The 18,735-nt window shown below is 65.5% G+C and carries 20 protein-coding genes; 14 read left to right on the plus strand and 6 right to left on the minus strand.

Translation table 11 applies throughout. The annotated features are described in order from the left end of the window. Positions 1-225 precede the first annotated feature (225 nt). Positions 226-1,611, plus strand: coding sequence for an MASE4 domain-containing protein (locus ABKF58_RS15630; protein ID WP_482581813.1), 1,386 nt, complete (start codon positions 226-228; stop codon positions 1,609-1,611). 122 nt (positions 1,612-1,733) lie between these two features. Here ABKF58_RS15630 and ABKF58_RS15635 read toward each other — a convergent pair whose 3' ends face one another. Both ABKF58_RS15635 and ABKF58_RS15640 read right to left on the minus strand, forming a co-directional pair. Further along, the gene (locus ABKF58_RS15635; protein ID WP_482581815.1) at positions 1,734-3,137 is read right to left on the minus strand and encodes an aminotransferase; all 1,404 of its coding nucleotides are present in this window, start codon (positions 3,135-3,137) and stop codon (positions 1,734-1,736) included. A 26-nt stretch (positions 3,138-3,163) separates the two neighbouring features. Beyond that, entirely contained in the window at positions 3,164-4,636 is a 1,473-nt protein-coding gene (locus ABKF58_RS15640) for an NAD-dependent succinate-semialdehyde dehydrogenase (protein ID WP_482581817.1), read from the minus strand. A gap of 138 nt (positions 4,637-4,774) precedes the next feature. Here ABKF58_RS15640 and ABKF58_RS15645 point away from each other — a divergent pair, with 138 nt between their 5' ends. Then, the gene (locus ABKF58_RS15645; protein ID WP_482581818.1) at positions 4,775-5,248 is read left to right on the plus strand and encodes an Lrp/AsnC family transcriptional regulator; all 474 of its coding nucleotides are present in this window, start codon (positions 4,775-4,777) and stop codon (positions 5,246-5,248) included. A 66-nt stretch (positions 5,249-5,314) separates the two neighbouring features. On the opposite strand, the gene ehuA is transcribed toward ABKF58_RS15645, so the two are convergent. The 4 genes from ehuA to ehuB all read right to left on the minus strand — a co-directional run bounded on the left by ehuA (position 5,315) and on the right by ehuB (position 8,402). Continuing rightward, positions 5,315-6,079, minus strand: coding sequence for an ectoine/hydroxyectoine ABC transporter ATP-binding protein EhuA (ehuA, locus tag ABKF58_RS15650; RefSeq protein WP_482584394.1), 765 nt, complete (start codon positions 6,077-6,079; stop codon positions 5,315-5,317). Between the two features lie 71 nt (positions 6,080-6,150). Then, positions 6,151-6,690 carry an ectoine/hydroxyectoine ABC transporter permease subunit EhuD gene (gene ehuD / locus ABKF58_RS15655; protein ID WP_482581820.1) on the minus strand — a complete coding sequence of 180 codons (540 nt, stop codon included), beginning with the start codon at positions 6,688-6,690 and terminating at the stop codon, positions 6,151-6,153. Between the two features lie 117 nt (positions 6,691-6,807). Beyond that, positions 6,808-7,467 (minus strand): ectoine/hydroxyectoine ABC transporter permease subunit EhuC, encoded by a 660-nt coding sequence (ehuC, locus tag ABKF58_RS15660; protein ID WP_482581822.1) that lies wholly within the window; start codon positions 7,465-7,467, stop codon positions 6,808-6,810. Positions 7,468-7,538: 71 nt separating this feature from the next. Continuing rightward, on the minus strand, positions 7,539-8,402 hold the full coding sequence (gene ehuB, locus ABKF58_RS15665) for an ectoine/hydroxyectoine ABC transporter substrate-binding protein EhuB (protein ID WP_482581824.1): 864 nt from the start codon (positions 8,400-8,402) through the stop codon (positions 7,539-7,541). A 414-nt stretch (positions 8,403-8,816) separates the two neighbouring features. On the opposite strand from ehuB, the gene ehuR reads away from it, so the two are divergent. The 12 genes from ehuR (at position 8,817) to ABKF58_RS15725 (ending at position 18,663) form a co-directional block, all read left to right on the plus strand. Further along, complete coding sequence (gene ehuR, locus ABKF58_RS15670) at positions 8,817-10,208, plus strand: MocR-like ectoine utilization transcription factor EhuR (RefSeq protein WP_482581826.1); 1,392 nt, start codon at positions 8,817-8,819, stop codon at positions 10,206-10,208. Between the two features lie 292 nt (positions 10,209-10,500). Further along, positions 10,501-11,475 (plus strand): hydroxyectoine utilization dehydratase EutB, encoded by a 975-nt coding sequence (eutB, locus tag ABKF58_RS15675; protein WP_482581828.1) that lies wholly within the window; start codon positions 10,501-10,503, stop codon positions 11,473-11,475. Between the two features lie 19 nt (positions 11,476-11,494). Beyond that, entirely contained in the window at positions 11,495-12,484 is a 990-nt protein-coding gene (locus ABKF58_RS15680; RefSeq protein WP_482581830.1) for a cyclodeaminase, read from the plus strand. Positions 12,485-12,503: 19 nt separating this feature from the next. Then, positions 12,504-13,691, plus strand: a complete 1,188-nt coding sequence (doeA, locus tag ABKF58_RS15685; RefSeq protein WP_482581832.1) for an ectoine hydrolase DoeA — start codon at positions 12,504-12,506, stop codon at positions 13,689-13,691. 3 nt (positions 13,692-13,694) lie between these two features. Then, the gene (doeB, locus tag ABKF58_RS15690) at positions 13,695-14,690 is read left to right on the plus strand and encodes a N(2)-acetyl-L-2,4-diaminobutanoate deacetylase DoeB (RefSeq protein ID WP_482581833.1); all 996 of its coding nucleotides are present in this window, start codon (positions 13,695-13,697) and stop codon (positions 14,688-14,690) included. Positions 14,691-15,144: 454 nt separating this feature from the next. Further along, positions 15,145-15,504: a COG4315 family predicted lipoprotein gene (locus tag ABKF58_RS15695; RefSeq protein WP_482581835.1), complete on the plus strand. Its 360-nt coding sequence runs from the start codon at positions 15,145-15,147 to the stop codon at positions 15,502-15,504. A 12-nt stretch (positions 15,505-15,516) separates the two neighbouring features. Further along, entirely contained in the window at positions 15,517-16,044 is a 528-nt protein-coding gene (locus ABKF58_RS15700; RefSeq protein ID WP_482581837.1) for a sigma-70 family RNA polymerase sigma factor, read from the plus strand. Next, a complete protein-coding gene (locus ABKF58_RS15705; RefSeq protein ID WP_482581839.1) occupies positions 16,041-16,826 on the plus strand; it encodes an anti-sigma factor family protein in 786 nt (261 codons plus the stop codon). The genes ABKF58_RS15700 and ABKF58_RS15705 overlap by 4 nt, the downstream gene beginning before the upstream one ends. A 45-nt stretch (positions 16,827-16,871) precedes the next feature. Then, positions 16,872-17,027: a hypothetical protein gene (locus ABKF58_RS15710; RefSeq protein ID WP_014087172.1), complete on the plus strand. Its 156-nt coding sequence runs from the start codon at positions 16,872-16,874 to the stop codon at positions 17,025-17,027. Positions 17,028-17,091: 64 nt separating this feature from the next. Continuing rightward, positions 17,092-17,511 carry a quinol oxidase gene (locus ABKF58_RS15715; RefSeq protein ID WP_008954161.1) on the plus strand — a complete coding sequence of 140 codons (420 nt, stop codon included), beginning with the start codon at positions 17,092-17,094 and terminating at the stop codon, positions 17,509-17,511. Positions 17,512-17,863: 352 nt separating this feature from the next. After that, positions 17,864-18,142, plus strand: coding sequence for a hypothetical protein (locus ABKF58_RS15720; protein ID WP_482581841.1), 279 nt, complete (start codon positions 17,864-17,866; stop codon positions 18,140-18,142). A gap of 29 nt (positions 18,143-18,171) precedes the next feature. After that, on the plus strand, positions 18,172-18,663 hold the full coding sequence (locus tag ABKF58_RS15725) for an SRPBCC family protein (RefSeq protein ID WP_014087169.1): 492 nt from the start codon (positions 18,172-18,174) through the stop codon (positions 18,661-18,663). Positions 18,664-18,735: the final 72 nt, after the last annotated feature.

The raw sequence follows: 18,735 nt of genomic DNA on the forward strand, positions 1-18,735 counted from the left end.
CGCCTGCGGCGGCCTCACCACCGCATGACGTCGAGCTGGCCAGCCAAAGGCGGAGTGACAATTGCATAATCCTATTGGTATTATTCACACCCGCTGAGAGCTCCCCCTTCCTCTCCGCTTAGTCCGTCCGTCTCATGACTGCCCCTGCACCAAGGCAGGCAGAACACCATCACCGAGTCCAACGACCGCCCGCATTGACAAAAAAACCGCCTAGAACGGTGCCCCATGGAAGACAGCTTCTCGACCGCCCCCTCCCGCCGCAGCCTGCTCCTGGCCGGCCTCATCGCCACCGCGATGACGGCCGCTGTGCTCATGATCCTGCCCGACATCGACGTCCCGACGGCACTCGGCGGCAATCTGCGGCCGGTGCAGATCACCGCCCTGACCGTCACCAACAGCATCATCGCCTACCTGGTGCTGCTGCAGTTCTATGCCGACCACAAACTCAGCAACGGCCTGCTCAGTGTCGCCTTTGGCTACTCGGCCCTGATGTCCGGCTATTTGCTGATCAACCTGCCTGGGGTGTTTTCCACCAGCGGAGGGTTCCCGCCCGGCTCACGCATGGCGATCTGGCTCTGGTTGGCACGTCTTGGCGGCACCGCTTTTCTGATCCTGCTGGCCATGCTGGTGCTGCAGCGGCAGCAGGATCGCCCGCTGTCGAAGCGCGTTCGTTGTCAGGCGCTGTCCCTCTGCGTACTTGCCCCGCTCGGCCTGGCCTGGTTCGCAGTGGCCGTGCTGTCGCGGCTGGTGCCAGACCTTGACCTCTTGATCAAGGACAACAGCGATTACAGCGCGCTGACCCACAGCGGCATTGGCGCCTACCTGCTCGCGAGCTGGTTCGTGGCTTTGCTGAGCGTCCTGCTGGTGACGCGCCTACGTAGCGCGTTCCACTGCTGGCTCGCGCTCAGCTGCTATTCCTATCTGCTGTACCTGATCACCGTGTGTTCTTCATCGATCCGCTATACCGTCGGCTGGCATGCCTCGCGCTTTTTCGAGCTGGCGGCCGCGGGCATCATGCTGGGCGCCTTGCTGTTCGAGGTGCTGAAGCTGCAGACGCGGCTGCAGCACTCCTACCGCCAGGCCTATGAAGCGTCGATCCACGACAGCCTGACCGGGCTCTCCTCGCGCCGCCATTTCGATGCCGTGCTGAAAATGGCGCTGCAACAACAAGCGCGACACCAAGCGCCGCTGACCCTGCTGATGGCCGACATCGATTTCTTCAAGCAGTACAACGACCATTTCGGGCACGTAGAAGGCGACCGGTGCATCCAGCGGATCGCCGCGTGCATGGCCGAACAACTGCGCGGCGGCGACACCGTGGCGCGCTACGGCGGGGAAGAATTCGTCGCCATACTGCAGTATTGTGACCTGGTGCAGGCACGGCAAGCCGCCGAACGCTTCCGCGCCGCAGTGGAGAGCCTCGCCCTCCCCACCCCGCCCGGCAGCCTGCGACCGGTGGTGACGGTCAGCGTCGGGCTGTATTGCCATCCGGCCAACAGCCCGGCGACGGCGGGTTGGCTGTTGGAACAGGCCGACCGCTCGCTCTATGCCGCCAAACACGCCGGCCGCAACCGCATCGGCTCGTCCGAAACGTCCCCCTCGGCGGCTTAGTACCTGTCTACGATCTGCTGCGTTTTGGCGATGCAGCGTTAACAGTGTCATTGAAATGAAAAAAGCCAGCCCGCAAGGGCTGGCAAGGGTGGACAATCGCTTGGGTCAATGGAGAAAACGGCTCAGATCGCGCCTTCGGCCTTGAGCTGGTCGATCACGCTCAGCACCGCCTTGTGCGCAATGGCGACGATCTCGTCGACTTCCTTCTCGGTGGTCACCAGCGGCGGCGCGAAACCGAGGATGTCGCCGTGCGGCATGGCGCGGGCGATCAGGTTGCGGTCGCGCGCGGCCTTGGAGACGCGGGCGCCAACCTTGAGCGCCGGGTCGAAGCGCTGCTTGGTAGCCGGATCAGCGACGAACTCCAGCGCCGCCATCAGGCCCACGCCGCGGACTTCGCCGATGATCGGCAGCCCGGCGAAGGTTTCCTGCAGGCTCTTCTGAAAGTAGGCCCCGACGCGGTCGGCATGGCCCGGGATGTCGTCGCGCTCGACGATGTCCAACACCGCGTTGGCCGCCGCCACGCCGATGGGGTGGCCCGAGTAGGTGTAGCCGTGCGAGAACGCGCCGACGCGATCCGCGCCCTCTTCCAGCACCTGGTACACCTTCTCGCCGACGATGGACGCCGACAGCGGCGCATAGGCCGAGGTCAGGCCCTTCGCCACAGTGATCAGGTCGGGTTCGATACCGTACTTCTCGCAACCGAACATGGCGCCGGTGCGGCCAAAGCCGGTGATCACCTCGTCGGCGATCAACAGGATGTCGTACTTCTTCAGCACCGGCTGGATCGCGGCCCAGTAGCCGGCCGGCGGCGGGGTGATGCCGCCCGTGCCCAGCACCGGCTCGGCGATGAAGGCGCCGATGGTGTCCGGATCCTCGCGCAGGATCAGCTCCTCCAGCTCGCGCGCGCGGCGCGCCGAGAACTGTTCTTCGGTCTCGCCCGGCTCGGCGCCCCAGTAGTGATGCGGCGCACCGGTGCGCAGGATGCCGGACACCGGCAGGTCCATGTAATCGTGGTAGAAGCTCATGCCGGTCATCGAGCCGGAGACCACCGAGCAGCCGTGGTAGCCGCGATCGCGCGCGATGATCTTTTTCTTCTTCGGCAGGCCGCGCAGGTTGTTGTAGTACCACACCAGCTTGGCCTGGGTTTCGTTGGCGTCCGAGCCGGACAGGCCGTAGAACACCTTGCTCATCTTGCCCGGCGCCATCTTCACCAGACGGTCGGACAGGCGCGCCAGTTCCTCGGTGGTGTGCGCGGCATAGCTGTGGTAGTAGGCCAGCTTGTAAGCCTGGCGGGCGATGGCCTCGGCCACTTCGGTGCGGCCGTAGCCCACGTTCATGCAATAGAGCCCGGCGAAGCCGTCGATGTATTCGCGGCCGGTCGAATCGGTGATGCGGATGCCCTTGCCGGTCTCGACAATGGTCGGGTCGCCGGCCTTGCCAGTGGCGAAGTCCTTGAGCTGGGTAAACGGGTGCAGCACCGAGGCGCGGTCCTGGTTGGCGATACGGTCGTGGGTTTGCTTGTCCATGGTGTTCTCCTTGGGTATTCGTGTCGTTACAGGTTGCCGAAGCAGACGTACTTGAGCTCCATATACTCGGCGATGCCGTGCTTGGCGCCCTCCCGGCCGAGGCCGGATTGTTTCCAGCCGCCGAAGGGAATCGGCGCGCCGGTGAATTTCGGAGTGTTGAGCGCCACCATGCCGTATTCGAGGCGATCAGAAAGACGCATGGCGCGGCGCAGGTCGTTGGTGTAGACGTAGGCGGCAAGGCCGTATTCCGAGGCGTTGGCGCGGCGCAGCACCTCGTCTTCGCTGTCGAACGGCAGGATCGCCGCCACCGGGCCGAAGGTTTCCTCGCGGGCGATGTCCATGTCGTCGGTCACGTCGGCCAACACAGTCGGCGTGACGAAGTTTCCACCCAGCGCGCAGCCCATACCTCCGGTGACGATGCGGCCGCCGCAGGAGACGGCGTTGCCGATGTGGTCGCGGCTCTTGGCCGCCACCGAGGCGCGCGTCATCGGGCCGATGTCGACGCCCTCCTCCAGACCGTGGCCTACCTTGAGGCGGGCAGTGGCCTCGGCGAACCGGGTCACGAAGGCGTCATAGATGGGGCGTTGCACGTAGATGCGGTTGGCAGCGAGGCAGTCCTGGCCGGAGGTGGCGAACTTGGCGCCGATACAGCCGGCCACCGCTTCGTCCAGCGCGGCGTCGTCGAACACGATGAACGGCGCGTGCCCGCCCAGTTCCAGCGACACCTTTTTCACCGTCTCGGCGGATTGCTTGAGGAGCAGCCGGCCCACCTCGGTGGAGCCGGTGAAGCTGAAGGCCCGCACCTCACTGCGTTGCAGCAGCCGTTCCGACATCCGCGCCGCATCGCCGGTTACCACCTGGAGCACACCCGCCGGCACGCCGGCTTCTTCGGCCAACCCGGCCAAGGCCAGGGCCGACAGCGGCGTTTCCGGGGCCGGCTTGACCACCATGGTGCAGCCGGCGGCCAGCGCGGCACCGGCCTTGCGCGTGATCATGGCGCTGGGGAAGTTCCACGGCGTCACCGCCGCTGTCACCCCGATGGGCTGCATGCGCGTGACGAGCTGGCTACCCGCCAGATGGCTCGGGATGCTCTCGCCGTAGCAGCGCTCACCTTCGGCGGCGAACCAGTCGAGGAAGGCCGCGCCGTAGGCGATCTCGCCCAGCGCCTCCTGCATCGGCTTGCCCTGCTCGGCTGTCATGATCACGGCGAGGTCATGGGCATGTTCACGGGTGAGCGCGCCCCAGCGGCGCAGAATGGCGCCGCGCTGCATCGGCAGTAGATCGCGCCAGGCGGGAAAGGCGCGGGCGGCGGCGTCGACGGCGCGGTCGATCCATTCCGGCGCGCAATGCGCGACCCGGGCGATGGTTTCGCCGGTGGCCGGATCGTCCACCGCGAGACACCCTTCGCCGTCGACCCACTGGCCGTCGACATAGGCCCGGGTTTCACACAGATCGGGGCGCCGCAGCTTGGCCAGCGCGGCTTTGGCTAGTTGTTTCATGAGGTGTGCCTCCAACGTCTGGTTGACAGGTTGATGGACACAGTTTATGTGTGAGTGTGTTATGGGAATCGGCGTTAACATGCAGAGATACGCCGTATTACTGCATTTTTTACTTTTTCTACGCAGGAAAACTGCACCATGGAACTGGATCGCATCGACGTGGGCATTCTCAATGCCGTGCAACGCAATAACCGTCTCACTTCGGAGGAAATCGGCACCCAGGTCGGGCTGTCACCCACCGCCTGCCAGCGCCGCCTGAAGACCCTGCGCAGCGCCGGCGTGATCGAGGGCGATGTCTCCATCGTCTCGCCCAAGGCGGTGGGACGGCACGTGTTCATGCTGGTGCTGGTCTCGCTGGAGCGCGAGCGCGCTGACATCATCGACCGCTTCAAGCAAGCGATCCGTACCACGCCGGAGGTGATGAACGGCTTTTACGTCACCGGCGACGCCGACTTCGTGCTGGTGATCACCGCCAAGAACATGGAGGACTACGAGCAGTTCACGCGCCGCTTCTTTTACGAGAACCGCGACATCAAGAGCTTCAAGACGCTGGTGGTGATGGACCGGGTCAAGGCCGGGTTCGTGATTCCCATCGAGGCGACGGCCGAGTGAATGCGGCAAACGAAAACGGGCGGAGTCGCCTCCGCCCGTTTCGGGTACCTACTGCCACATCAGGGGTCAGGCGGCATCCATCACCGCGCTCAGGAAGGCCTGGGTGCGCTCGTTGCTGGGCTTGCTGAACATCACGTCCGGCGTGCCCTGCTCGGCGATGCGGCCCTGGTAGAAGAAACACACGCGGTCGGCAAACTCACGTGCAAAGCCCATCTGGTGCGTCACCATCAGCATGGTCAGGCTGTGCTCGTCGCCGAGACGGCGGATCACGTTGAGCACCTCGCCGCACAGTTCCGGGTCGAGCGCCGAGGTCACCTCGTCGAACAGCATCACCTTCGGGCGCATCGCCAGCGCACGTGCCATGGCGACGCGCTGCTGCTGGCCGCCGGACAGCTGCGACGGATAGTGGTCCTTCTTGTTGCCGAGGCCCACCATCTCGAGCAGTTCCGCTGCGCGTTCGATTGCCTCCTTCTTGCTCAGCCCGAGTACGCGGATCGGCGCCTCAATCACGTTCTCCAGCGCCGTCATGTGCGGGAACAGGTTGAAGCTCTGGAACACCATGCCGATCTTGCTGCGCACCTGCCGGATGTGGCGCTCGTTGGCCGGCACCAGCACGCCGTTGCGTTCCATGTGCGTGAGCGACTCGCCCTCGACCAGAATCTGACCCTGGTCGATCGGTTCCAGCGTCATCAGCACGCGCAGCAGAGTGGACTTGCCGGAGCCGCTCGGACCGATGATCGCCACCTTCTCGTTGCGGGCGACGTCCAGATCCAAGTGATCGAGCACGGTATGCGAGCCGTAGCTTTTGGTCACGCCTTTGAAACTCACCATGGGCGTCGTCATGTCAATTCTCCTCGACAGCACCGGGGCATGTCATTCCCGCCCCGACCGTTCATTTCACATTAGCGCAGGGCAAACCTGGCTTCGATTTTTTTCACCAGTACAGCCGCGACCAAACTCAGCACAAGGAAAAACACCCCGACCATGGTGATCGGTTCCAGGTACTGGAAGTATTCCGAGCCCAGGTCCTTGGCCTTCTGCATGATTTCCACCACCGTAATCGCCGACAGCACCGGGGTATCCTTGAACATGGCCACCAGGTAGTTGCCGAGCGACGGCAGGATCGGGCGGATGGCCTGCGGCAGGATGATGTCGCGGTAGGCGTCCCAGCGGCTCAGGCTCAAGGCGGTGACCGCCTCCCACTGCCCGCGCGGTACCGAATTCAGGCCGGCGCGATACACCTCGGCGGTGTAGCAGGCGTAATGCACCGCGATGCCGATGGTGCCGGCGGTGAGCGCGGTCATCGTCAAGCCGTAGGACGGCAGCACGTAGAACAGGAAATACACCTGGATCAGGAGCGGCGTGCTGCGCACGAACTCGATGAACAATCCCGTCGGCCAGGATACCCAGCGCAGGTCGCTGCGCCGCAGAATGGCCAGCACCAGTGCCCAGCACCACTGCGATGGCGAAGCCGATCAGGGTGATGCCGATGGTGTAGAGCGCCGCCTGCAGCAGGGTGGGCAGGATGTTCCAGGCAAACTGCCAGTCGAAGAAGGTTTTCATTTCAGGCTCCCGCGCAACAACCCGCGATGGAAGTGCCGCTCCAGCAGGCGCATCGACAGCGCGATGACCTGGGCCAGCACGAAATACATCAACAGCGTGAGTGAGAAGATCGCCAGGGTACGGAAGGTGGCCTGGTCAAGCTGGCGCGCGCGGAAGGTCAGGTCCGACAAGGTGATCAGCGACACCAGCGACGTGCCCTTCAACAACTCGATCAACAGATTGGTGCCGGGCGGGATCGCGCTGATCAGGGCCTGCGGCAGGATGATGCGGCGAAAGCGCAGCATCGCCGACATGTTGAGCGCGGTGGCCGCCTCGTACTGGCCCTTCGGCACCGACTTGATCGCGCCGCGCATCACCTCGGCGCCGTAAGCCCCGATGTGCAGCCCGAGCCCGATCACCGCCACGGTGTAGGGACTCAGCTCGAGGTTGAACGGTGGCAGCGGCAGCACGAAGAACAGCCAGAACAATTGCACCAGCAGCGAGGTGCCGCGAAAAATCTCGACGTAGGTGGCGGCAAGCCACTTGAGCGGGCGCCACGTCGACATTTTCCCCAGCGCGGCGGCCAGGGCCAGCACCACCGCCAGCAACGACGCCAGCAGCGTGATCTGGACCGTGACGGCCGCGCCCTGGAGCAGCAGGGGGAGTAATTCGCCCATGGGTTCCTCCTAAATTTCGGTAAATCGGGTAGCGCCGCCACCCGGGCGGGCGACGGCGCTCCGGGGGCGCATCAACCCTTGCAGAGTTCGGCGGCGGTCTTCTTGGTGACGTTGGAGTGGTCAAAGCCGAACGGCGACACCGTCTTTAGGTGGTCCGCGCCGCCCAGCCAGCCGTGCAACTGCTTGTTCACGGCGTCGCGCAGGGCCTGATCGTCCGGACGGAACGCCAGCGCACCGTAGCCCATGTGCTTCGGGTCGTCGCTGAAGTGGGTGGTGGCCTCCACGTCGACCCCGCCCTTGGCGGCCGGGCCCTTCATGGTGAGTTGCGTGCCGATCGCGGCGTCGGCGCGCTTGGTGCGCACCGCCTGCAGTTGGGCGGTGGTGTCCGGCACCTGCAGGATTTGGTCATCCTTGAGCCCGGCGTCGCGGGCGTACTTCAGCTCGACGGTGCCCGACATCACGGCCAGCTTGATGTTCGCATCCTTGGCCACGTCGGCGTAGCTGCCCAGCCTCTTCGGATTGCCCTTGCTCACCAGCAGGGTATCGCCAAGCTGGTAATGCGGGTCGGTGAATGCCACCTGCTTGCAGCGCTCCGGGGTGATGTACATACCGGCGGCGATGACGTCGAAGCGGCCAGCACGCAAGCCCGGAATCAACGCGCCCCACTCCGTCAGCACGGGCTCGATCTTCTTCACCCCCATCTTGGCGAAGATGGCCTTGACCACCTCGGGCGACTCCCCAGTGACCTTTCCGTCCGGCGTGGTGAAGGCGAACGGCGCTTCGTTGGCGTAGCCGATGCGGACCACGCCGGTGCGCTGGATGCGTTCCAGTGTGTTCTCCGCCTTGGCCGGCAAAGAGGTCATGGCCGCCATCGCCACGAAGCCTGCGGTGAGCATGGATACCGAGAGACGCTGTTTGGTCGATACAAGCTTCATCTAATTTCTCCTTTGTAGGGCTGCTAATTCGAGCAGGGCCGCATTGCTGGGTAGAAAGGCAGAATGCTCTAGTCAGGGTGGCATCCTTGGCTTTCGTGCCAGGTCACTGCGTCGAACACAGAATAAAAGTGCTTTTCGTGGTTTGGATTGAACTAGGACAATAATCTGTAATGTGCTCAGATGAGTAAGCTTTGTCTAACCGGAGGGTGCGCATTCAACATGGACAGGCGACGCGGCGAGCGTCGACTACCGGCAAAAATCCTTGCCATGTCATTATAAATCAGCAGCTTGCGCATGATTTTCCCGGCAAGGTATTGTCCTGATGCAGTCAAACTCCCGGTGCCGGTGCGCTCCTGTTTACCCAGCGTGACAAGTCGCACCGCTTTATTCAGTAGCGGAAAGCAGGTACAGAGAATGAAACAGTGGCGCCAAGCATTGGAAACGGTTCAGGGCTCCGAGTCGAAATACAAGGTGTTGGTGCAGGCCATCGCCACCGACATCGAGGGCGACGTGTTGAAAGATGGCACGCGGCTGCCGCCCCAGCGCGACGTCGCCTCGGAGCTCGGCATCAGCGTGCAGACCGTCACCAATGCCTACAAGGAGCTCGAGCGGCAAGGCCTGATCCGCTGCGAGGTCGGGCGCGGCAGCTTCGTCTCGCGGCGCATGACCGAACGCATGGCCAGCTACATGCTGGATCGCCCGGAGCGCTCGCTGGTGGATTTTTCCATCTCGCGCATCATCCACACCCCCGAGCACGACCATGCCTGGCGGCAGGCGTGCGCGGCCCTGGCCACGCAGGAAGAACAGCCGTGGATCCGCAGTTTCCGGCCGATCGCCGGTTTCGAAAGCCATCGCGAGGCCGGCGCGGAATGGCTGGCGCGGCTCGGTATGATGCCGGAGCTCGATACCTTGCTGATCACCAATGGTGCCGCCCACGGCATCTTCCTGGCCCTGGCGTCGCTGGCCGGGCCGGGCGACGTGGTATTGACCGAGAGCCTGACCGATCACGGCGTGATCGGCTCCTCCAATGTGCTGGGCTTCACCCTCAAGGGACTGGAGATCGACGAGTTCGGCATCCACCCCGACCATTTCGAGGACATGTGCGCCAACGAGCGGGTCAAGGCCCTGGTGTGCACGCCCAACCTGAACAACCCGACGGTCGCGCTGATGCCGGAATCGCGCCGCCGCGCCATCGCCAAGATCGCCGCGCAGTACGGTGTCTACGTGATCGAGGACGATGTGCACGGGCCGCTGCTGGAGAAGCGCCCGCCGCCGATCAGCAGCCTGATCCCCGATCTGGGTTTTTATTGCACCAGCTTCACCAAGTCGGTACTGACCGGCCTGCGCATCGGCTACCTCACCATGCCGCGCCGTCTGGCGCTGCGCGCCGAGAGCATCCTGCGCGTCACCACCTGGATGGCGGCGCCGCTGTTGGCCGAAATCGCCACGCGCTGGATTCACGACGGCACCGCGGACCAACTGGCCGCGATCCAGCGCGCCCGGCTTGCCACGAGGCAGGGCATGGTGCGCGACGTCCTCGGCGATTATCTGCAAGGCCATCACCCGACCGCGCTCAGCGCCTGGCTTGGCATTCCCGAACACTGGCCGCTGGACAGCCTGCTGCGCGAACTGCGCCGGCGTCTCGTCATGGTCACCGCCCCTGACCCGTTCCTGGTGCGCGGCGCCGCCCGGCCCAACGCGGTGCGGCTGTGCGTCGGCGCCGAACTGGACGACGCGGCGGTGTACGACGCACTGAAAGTGGTGCGCGAAGTGTTCGAGCAATTCCCTACCGTGCACGACTTCTGACCTTCACCAGCCGACCGAGGTAGCGCCACGGTTGCCACGGCGTTCCTTCTCTTCTCCGGATGCAGAGCGGCGTGCGTTGACGACATCGACGCACCGCCCGCGCCCTGCTCCACCCCCGCTTCTTGTCTGTGCCCTGCGCCCAAGATGCCCCGCGTGCGCGACATTGCGCCGTCCATCCCGCTTCAAATTCCGGCAAGTGTCTTGTCAATGCACTAGGACATTAAGCGCCGCAAATCAGCGCATTACACTGCCTCGCATGGATTTTCACCTTCGACAAGCGAGCAAGATCACCATGAGCGCCGTTTTGCTGGACGACATTTTCCGGGCCCGCCGTACCCTGCAAGGCAAGGTGCTGCGCACGCCGCTGGTTCTCTCTCCCACCTTGAGCGCGCACTGCGGCCAAGCGGTGTATCTCAAGCTCGAATCGCAGCAGCTGACCGGCAGCTTCAAGCTGCGCGGCGCCACCAACGCCATCGCCCGGCTCTCCGCCGCCGACAAGGCGCGCGGCGTGGTGGCGGCCTCCACCGGCAACCACGGCCGGGCGCTGGCCCACGCTGCCGCCGCCGATGGTGTACGCGCGGTCATCTGCATGTCGGAGCTGGTGCCCGCCAACAAGGTGGAGGCCATCCGCGCCCTCGGCGCCGAGATACGCATCGTTGGCCGAAGCCAGGACGACGCCCAGCTCGAAGCCGAGCGCCTGAGTCAGGAAGAAGGTCTCGCCATGATTCCGCCGTTCGACAACGCGGCGGTCATCGCCGGTCAGGGCACCATCGCGCTGGAAATCCTCGAAGACCTGCCCGAGGTGGACACCGTGCTCGTGCCGTTGTCCGGCGGCGGCCTGTTCGCCGGCATCGCGCGCGGCATCAAGTCAGCCAACCCCGACATCGCCATGATCGGCGTGGCCATGGAACGGGGCGCGGCCATGCACGCGAGCCTCGCCGCCGGCCACCCGGTACAGGTGGAAGAGCTGCCGACCCTGGCCGATTCGCTGGGCGGCGGCATCGGACTCGACAACCGCTACACCTTCGCCATGGCCCAGGAACTCGCCGACAGCACGCTGCTGGTCGCGGAAGACGACATCGCCGACGCCATCGGCCACGCCTACTGGCGCGAAGGCCAGGTGCTGGAAGGCGCCGCGGCGGTGGGCATCGCCGCGCTGCTGACGGGCCGGGTCCGGCCGCAAGGCCCGGTCGTGGTGGTGCTCAGTGGCCGCAACATCGATCTGGCGGCGCATCACCGCATCGTCGGCGACGCCCGCCCCCAATAAGACACAAGGAGACAACACCATGCCAACCGTCACCCTGCTCAACGAAGCCGATCTGCGCGCCGTGGTGCCGCTCGATCTGGAGGCCATCAACGCCGTGGAGCACGCCTTCCGCCTGCTCGCCACCGAAAAGGTGGCCATGCCGCCGATCCTGCGCCTCGACATCGAACAGAACAACGGCGAGGTCGACGTCAAGACCGCCTACCTGCCCGGTCTGGACAGTTTCGCGATCAAGGTCAGCCCGGGTTTCTTTGACAACCCCAAGCTGGGCCTGCCGAGCCTCAACGGCATGATGATGCTGTTGTCCGCCCGCACCGGCCTGCTCGAAGCGCTGCTGCTGGACAACGGCTACCTGACCGACGTGCGCACCGCCGCCGCCGGCGCCGTGGCGGCGCGCTGGCTGTCCCGTCCCGATGCGCGCCACGTCGCCGTGATCGGCGCCGGACTGCAGGCCCGCCTGCAGCTCAAGGCCCTGAAACAGGTTCGCGCCATCGAGTCGGTCACCGTATGGGCGCGCGACCCGGCCAAGGCCATGCAGTTTGCCGAAGAAGCCGGGCGCGAGCTCGAGCTGCCAATCACCCCGTGCGAAACCGTCAGTGCCGCGCTGACCGATGCCGACATCGCCGTCACCACCACGCCCAGCCGCACCCCGCTGATCGAGGCCCGCCACCTGCACCCCGGCCTGCACATCACCGCCATGGGTTCGGACGCCGAGCACAAGAACGAGATCGCGCCGGAGGTGCTGTCGGCGGCGAGCTACGTGTGCGACCGCCTGAGCCAGGTCCGGGTGCTGGGCGAGCTGCATCACGCCATCGCTGCCGGCCGCGTCGCTGCCGACGCCGTCTTCCCCGAGCTCGGACAAGTCATCGCCGGGCTGCAACCGGGGCGCACCGGACGCGACCAGATCACGCTGTGCGATCTGACCGGCACCGGCGCCCAGGACACCGCCATCGCCACCCTCGCCTTCGCCCGCGCACGCCAAGCCGGCCGCGGTTTTCCGTTCCAATCCTGATTACCCGCAGAGGATCATCATGCCAGCCGATACCCGACTCCCCTTCTCGCGCCAGGAGTACGCCGAGCGCATCGCCAAGACCCGTAAGGCCATGGCCGAGCGCGGCATCGAACTCTTGATCGTCACCGACCCGTCCAACATGGCCTGGCTCACCGGCTACGACGGCTGGTCGTTCTACGTGCACCAGTGCGTGCTGCTCGCCCACGACGGCGACCCGGTCTGGTTCGGCCGCGGCCAGGACGCCAACGGCGCCAAGCGCACCGTGTTTATGGACAACGACGACATCGTCGGCTACCCCGACCACTACGTGCAGACCCCGTTGCGCCACCCGATGGACTACCTGTCGCTGGAAGTCATCGCCGCGCGCGGGTGGCAAGGCAAACGCATCGGCGTGGAGATGGACAACTACTACTTCAGCGCCGCCGCGTTCGCCTCGCTGCAGAAGCACCTGCCGGACGCCCGCTTCGTCGATGCCACCGCCTTGGTAAACTGGCAGCGCGCCATCAAGTCGCCGCAGGAAATCGCCTACATGCGCACCGCCGCGCGCATCGTCGAGCGCATGCACGCCCAGATCGTGGAAAAGATCGAACCCGGCATGAAGAAAAACGAGCTGGTGGCCGAGATCTACGCCACCGGCATCCTCGGTGTGGAAGGCCACGGCGGCGACTACCCCGCCATCGTGCCGCTGCTGCCCACCGGCGCCGACGCCGCCGCGCCGCACCTGACCTGGGACGACACCCCGTTCCAGAAGGGCGCGGGTACCTTCTTCGAAATCGCCGGTTGCTACAAGCGCTACCACTGCCCGCAGTCGCGCACGGTGTTCCTGGGTACCCCGCCCCAGCATTTCCTCGATGGCGAGAAGGCCGTGGTGGAAGGCATCGCCGCCGGCCTGGAAGCGGCCAAGCCGGGCAACACCTGCGAAGACATCGCCAACGCCTTCTTCGCGGTGCTCAAGAAGTTCGGCATCCACAAGGACAGCCGCTGCGGCTACCCGATCGGCGTGAGCTACCCGCCGGACTGGGGCGAGCGCACCATGAGCCTGCGTCCGGGCGACAAGACCGTCTTGCAGCCGGGCATGACCTTCCACTTCATGCCGGGGCTGTGGCTGGACGACTGGGGGCTCGAGATCACCGAGAGCATCCTGATCACCGAAACCGGTGTCGAGACGTTCTGCAACACGCCGCGCCAACTGTTCGTGAAGGATTGAGCGATGAGACCGTCTCCGATCAAGCCTACCGTCGATTTCGAACGCGACGGGGTGCAGCACGGCTTTCTGCGCCTGCCCTACTCGCGTGACGACTCGGCCTGGGGCGCCATCATGATTCCGGCCACCGTGGTGAAGAACGGCCACGGCCCCACCGCGCTGTTGACCGGCGCCAACCACGGCGACGAGTACGAGGGGCCGGTGGCGCTGGCCAAGCTCGCCCATACCCTGCGTGCCGAGGACGTGCGCGGCCGCGTGATCATCGTGCCCTTCCTCAACTACCCGGCGTTCCGCGGCGCGAGCCGCACCTCGCCGATCGACAAGGGCAACCTGAACCGCACCTTCCCCGGCCGGCCGGACGGCACGGTGACCGAGAAGATCGCCGATTACGTCGCACGCCACCTGGTGCCACTGGCCGACTGCGTGCTCGACATCCACGCCGGTGGCAAGACGCTCGATTTCGTGCCGTTCGCCGCGGTGCACATCCTGCCCGACAAGGGCCAGCAGGAATGCTGCGAGGCGGCGATGCGCGCCTTCGGCGCCCCCTACAGTATGAGAATGCTGGAGATCGACAGTGTCGGCATGCTGGATACCACCGTGGAAGACGCCGGCAAGGTATTCGTGACCACGGAACTGGGCGGCGGCGGCTCGTCCAGCGCGGCCAGCGTGGCCATCGCCGAACGTGGGGTGCGCAACTTCCTGATCCACGCCGACGTGCTTAAGGGGGAAGTCGCTCCGCAGCCGAGCATCATGCTCGACATGCCGAACGACGATTGCTTCGTCACCAGCCTGCACGATGGACTGCTGGAGATGTGCATCGACCTGGGCCGGGAAGTCGCAGCAGGCGAGGTGATCGCACGCGTCTACGACACCACCCGCACCGGCGTGGCGCCAGTCGAATATCGCGCCAAGCGTGCCGGCATCCTGGCGTCGCGCCACTTCCCCGGCCTGGTGCAGCGCGGCGACACCCTCGCCGTGGTCGCCGAAGTCGTGAAAGACTGAAACCCTCCCCCTTCGTCCGCCGCGTGCCCTGTTCACCAAACAGTGCCGCGGCAGCGGTACATCAGCGGAGCGGGACAGTTGCGGCGCGCTTCGCGGGGATTCCTGACCTGGCCCTGCTCAGGAAAACCCAAGCAGCGTGCCCGCACCGGCAGGCCGTAACCCCACTCACAACCCACCCGGCCATCTCGTCGGCGTCAAGCGGCCGCCGCTGCCGACCTTGGCCCCGCCGACTCCTTAGCCATCGGGCCATCTCACCGCCCCATCCCGCTGCCATCGACTAGGCTTAGCCCATGGCGATGGATTTTTTTGCGCCTCCCGCGTTACCGGTGGGAATAAACCGGGCCGCTGAAACGTTTAGTGTGTGTAGACACGATACGTCGGCTGCGCACCGATTCGGCGCCGGCAAAAAATACCCCTGAGATTCCCGATTTTCCTACTCACAAGGAGCATAACCATGAAACACCCCCTGATCCTGCTGGCACTGGGCAGCACCCTGGCTCTGCCGGCATTGGCCGAGTCGCCCAAGATGATGCACGGCATGGCGGTCGACGAGCACGGCATGACCCTCTACACCTTCGATAAAGACGGCAAGGACACGAGCACCTGCGCCGGCCCTTGCGCCGACAACTGGCCTCCGGCCGTGGCCGATTCGTACGACAAGGCATCGGGTGACTGGGGCACGATCACGCGCAGCGACGGCAAGAAGCAGTGGACCCACAAAGGGCACCCGCTCTATCGCTGGTCGATGGACAAGAAGCCGGGCGACACCAACGGCGAAGGCTTCAAGGGCATGTGGCACACCGTCAAGCCCTGAGCCCGGCGGGCCATGAGTTTCGAATCCGACCTGCTGGTCTGGCTGCCGCATCTGCGCCGCTACGCCCGGGCACTCACGCGTGATCCGGCCTGGGCCGACGACCTGGTGCAGGACACGCTGGAGCGGGCGTTGAGCAAATGGCGCTGGGGGCGCGGCGGCAATCTGCGCGCCTGGCTGCTGACCTTGTTGCGCCACCGCTTCATCGACCAGTTGCGCTCCCGGCGCGAGGTGACATTCGACGATGAGGAAGCCCCCTGGCAGCAACAGCCGGCCGCCACCGGCGAGGTTGACGGACTGCTGTTGCGCGACGTGGAGCGTGCCCTCTACCGCTTGCCCCTGGAACAGCGCGAAGTGCTGCTGCTGATCGCGCTGGAAGAGCTCAGCTACCAGGAAGCCGCCAAGGTCCTGAAGGTACCGGTGGGCACCGTGATGTCGCGCCTGTCGCGGGCAAGGGAACGCATGCGTATCTTGCTGACCGAGCCCGCGGCCGATGCGACACCCGGCCGACCCCCATTGAAAGTAGTGAAGCACTCACCATGAACGAGCCACGCGACACCACCGCCAATACCCCTGACAGCGCCGACGAGCTGCGTCCGCTGTCGGCGCTGGTGGATGGGGAACTGTCCGACGCCGAGCGTAGCGCCTTGCTGGAGCGGCTCGGCCATGACCCGGCCGCCGCCGCGCGCGTGGCGCATTACCGCAGCCAGAACGCGGCGCTGCGGCGGCTGTTCCCGCTCGCCGGCGAAACCGCGAGCCTGTTCGTGCAGCGCCGCACGCCATGGTGGCAACTGGGCGCGGCCATCGCCGGGGGGCTGGCTCTCGGCCTGATGCTCGCCATCACGCTGCCGGCACAGCTGCTGCCCGGCGGCTTCGGCCAACCTGCCTTTGCCCAGCGCGCCGATCTGGCCTATGCCGTGTACGCCCCGGAACGCCGTCACCCGGTGGAAGTCACCGTCCGCGAAGAAGCCCACTTGCTCAGTTGGCTGTCGGCCCGGCTGAAGCGCGCGGTAACGGCGCCGTCGCTCGGCGAGTATGGCTACGCGCTGGTGGGCGGCCGGCTGCTGCCGGGCGAATCCGGCCCCGCCGCGCAGTTCATGTACCAGAACAGCACAGGCAAACGCCTCACGCTGTACATCTCTCCCTACCCCTCCCGCGAAATCAGCTTGCGACTGTTGCACAACGGCGCGAGCCGTACCGCCTACTGGGCCAACCACGGCATGGGCTACGCCCTGTCCGGCACCGACAACGAGCCCCGCTTGCGGGCGATCGCTGCCGACGCCTGCACGGCGCTGGGGGGCGACGCGGGCGCCTGGTCCGGTTAAGCCGGGCCGGCCCCTTTCCCAACCCGATAGATGAAGGAGATCGACATGGACAGGAAGCACCGGCTGACCGGCTGGCTGCTGTTACTGGCTCTGGCCTTGGCATTGCCTCTCGGCGGCTGCCACTCGATGGGCGACCCAGGGGCGACACCGACGCACGACAGCGACATGGGCGACCACGGCCGCGGCGGGGGCGGCTACTGACCCCGGCATCACCACAAGCCGGGCGCCGCTCCCGGGCGCGCCCGGACGAGACACAGGAGTCACCATGCACAGGACCAGACTCACCCTCGCCGGGTTGGCATTGGCACTCGCCTTCCCGCTGATTGCCGGCACGGCTCGTGCTGCCGACGAACCCTATCGGGTGCCGGTGGCCAGCGACGGCGTACAGCACGTCGCCATCGTCGGCGGCAGCTATTTTTTCAGGCCCGCCCACATCGTGGTCAAGGCCGGCACCCCGGTCGAACTATCGGTCAAGGTCGAAGCAGGGCTCATCCCGCACCGCTTCGTCCTCAAGCTGCCGCCCGACCAGGTCGACATCGACAGCCGCCTGGGTGAGGAGCCCCGCTCTTTCCGCTTCACTCCGACCGTGGCGGGGCGCTACCCCTTCCATTGCCCCAACAAGCTGCTGTTCTTCAAGAGCCACGAAGAAAAAGGCATGGCCGGCGTGCTGGAGGTCGTGGAGTAAGCCATGCTCTGGCCCTTGCTTGCCACCGCCCTGATCGTCCCGGCCGGCCTGACGGACCCGATCGCCGCCGCGCAGCAGCAGTTCGAACAGCTCGACAGCTACCGGGTCACCGTCCGCTCGAGCGCACCGCACACCCGTCAGCAAGTCGTCCGTTACGCCTACCGCAAACCGGGTTTCGTACGCATGGAGTTCGTCACGCCGCATCCCGGGGCACTGATGATCTACAGCCCGCACAGCAACAAGGTCCGGGTCTGGCCCTTCGGCCAACCTCGGCTTCACGCTGACGCTGGCGCCCGACAACCCGTTGATCCGCGGCCCGCACGGGCACCGCATCGACCGCTCCCATGTCGGAATGCTGTTGCAAGCGGTGCACATCCTGCAGGCCGGTGGCGACACGACGCCACTCGGCAAGGGCACCATCGGCCACTGGCCCGTCCAGGGATGGAGCATCACCGGTGCCCCCGGCAACACGGTGGCCGGCGTGCATCGCTTCCAGCTCTGGCTGACGCAAGGCACCTTGTTCCCGGTCAAGGTGGTCAGTTTCGGTCTTGACGGCGAGCAGCAGGAAACCGTGCTGATGGACGACGTGGAAATCGACGTCCCGCTCGCTGCGGATTTTTTCCAACCCTAAACCGTCAAACACAGGAAAACCGTACAGTCATGGCGGAATATCGCTTCTCCACCCTGTGGTACCTGGAGGCTCCCGTGGAGGCGGTATGGGACGCCATCTACCACTCGCGCCGCTGGCCCAGCTGGTGGCGCGGCCTGGAACAGGTGCTGGACCTGGAAGCCGGCGACGACAATGGCCTCGGTGCGGTACAGCGCTATACCTGGAAGAGCGTGCTGCCGTACCGGTTGACCTTCGACATGCGCGTCACCCGCATCGAACCGCTGGTTTGCCTGGAAGGCACGGCGAGCGGCGAACTCGAAGGCCATGGCCGCTGGAGTTTCAGAAAAGAAGGTGTGATCACCGTCGTCTGCTACGACTGGCAGGTGCGCACCACCAAGCGCTGGATGAACCTGCTGGCCCCGGTAGCCCAACCGCTCTTCCAGTGGAATCACGACGCCGTGATGACTGCCGGCGGACAGGGCTTGGCCCGTCTGCTCGATACCCGGCTGATAGCCATGACCCATCGACACCCGGCAAGGTAACGATGGCTTGAGCGGGCGACCACGACATTGCCCGCAACCCCGAGTCACCCGGCTGACGCCCGACTCGCCTTG

The organism is Pseudogulbenkiania sp. AW2-16, from assembly GCF_056824575.1.

Bases quoted from the DNA above. Each gene is read 5' to 3' on its own strand.
- ABKF58_RS15645 (WP_482581818.1), top strand. From the start codon at position 4,775: ATGGAACTGGATCGCATCGACGTGGGCATTCTCAATGCCGTGCAACGC.
- ABKF58_RS15640 (WP_482581817.1), bottom strand. From the start codon at position 4,636: ATGAAACAACTAGCCAAAGCCGCGCTGGCCAAGCTGCGGCGCCCCGAT.
- ABKF58_RS15720 (WP_482581841.1), top strand. From the start codon at position 17,864: ATGCTGTTGCAAGCGGTGCACATCCTGCAGGCCGGTGGCGACACGACG.
- ABKF58_RS15635 (WP_482581815.1), bottom strand. From the start codon at position 3,137: ATGGACAAGCAAACCCACGACCGTATCGCCAACCAGGACCGCGCCTCG.
- ABKF58_RS15710 (WP_014087172.1), top strand. From the start codon at position 16,872: ATGGACAGGAAGCACCGGCTGACCGGCTGGCTGCTGTTACTGGCTCTG.
- ehuR (WP_482581826.1), top strand. From the start codon at position 8,817: ATGAAACAGTGGCGCCAAGCATTGGAAACGGTTCAGGGCTCCGAGTCG.
- ehuC (WP_482581822.1), bottom strand. From the start codon at position 7,467: ATGGGCGAATTACTCCCCCTGCTGCTCCAGGGCGCGGCCGTCACGGTC.
- ABKF58_RS15695 (WP_482581835.1), top strand. From the start codon at position 15,145: ATGAAACACCCCCTGATCCTGCTGGCACTGGGCAGCACCCTGGCTCTG.
- ABKF58_RS15700 (WP_482581837.1), top strand. From the start codon at position 15,517: ATGAGTTTCGAATCCGACCTGCTGGTCTGGCTGCCGCATCTGCGCCGC.
- ABKF58_RS15680 (WP_482581830.1), top strand. From the start codon at position 11,495: ATGCCAACCGTCACCCTGCTCAACGAAGCCGATCTGCGCGCCGTGGTG.
- ABKF58_RS15630 (WP_482581813.1), top strand. From the start codon at position 226: ATGGAAGACAGCTTCTCGACCGCCCCCTCCCGCCGCAGCCTGCTCCTG.
- ABKF58_RS15715 (WP_008954161.1), top strand. From the start codon at position 17,092: ATGCACAGGACCAGACTCACCCTCGCCGGGTTGGCATTGGCACTCGCC.
- ehuB (WP_482581824.1), bottom strand. From the start codon at position 8,402: ATGAAGCTTGTATCGACCAAACAGCGTCTCTCGGTATCCATGCTCACC.
- ABKF58_RS15705 (WP_482581839.1), top strand. From the start codon at position 16,041: ATGAACGAGCCACGCGACACCACCGCCAATACCCCTGACAGCGCCGAC.
- ABKF58_RS15725 (WP_014087169.1), top strand. From the start codon at position 18,172: ATGGCGGAATATCGCTTCTCCACCCTGTGGTACCTGGAGGCTCCCGTG.
- doeA (WP_482581832.1), top strand. From the start codon at position 12,504: ATGCCAGCCGATACCCGACTCCCCTTCTCGCGCCAGGAGTACGCCGAG.
- eutB (WP_482581828.1), top strand. From the start codon at position 10,501: ATGAGCGCCGTTTTGCTGGACGACATTTTCCGGGCCCGCCGTACCCTG.
- doeB (WP_482581833.1), top strand. From the start codon at position 13,695: ATGAGACCGTCTCCGATCAAGCCTACCGTCGATTTCGAACGCGACGGG.
- ehuA (WP_482584394.1), bottom strand. From the start codon at position 6,079: ATGGTGAGTTTCAAAGGCGTGACCAAAAGCTACGGCTCGCATACCGTG.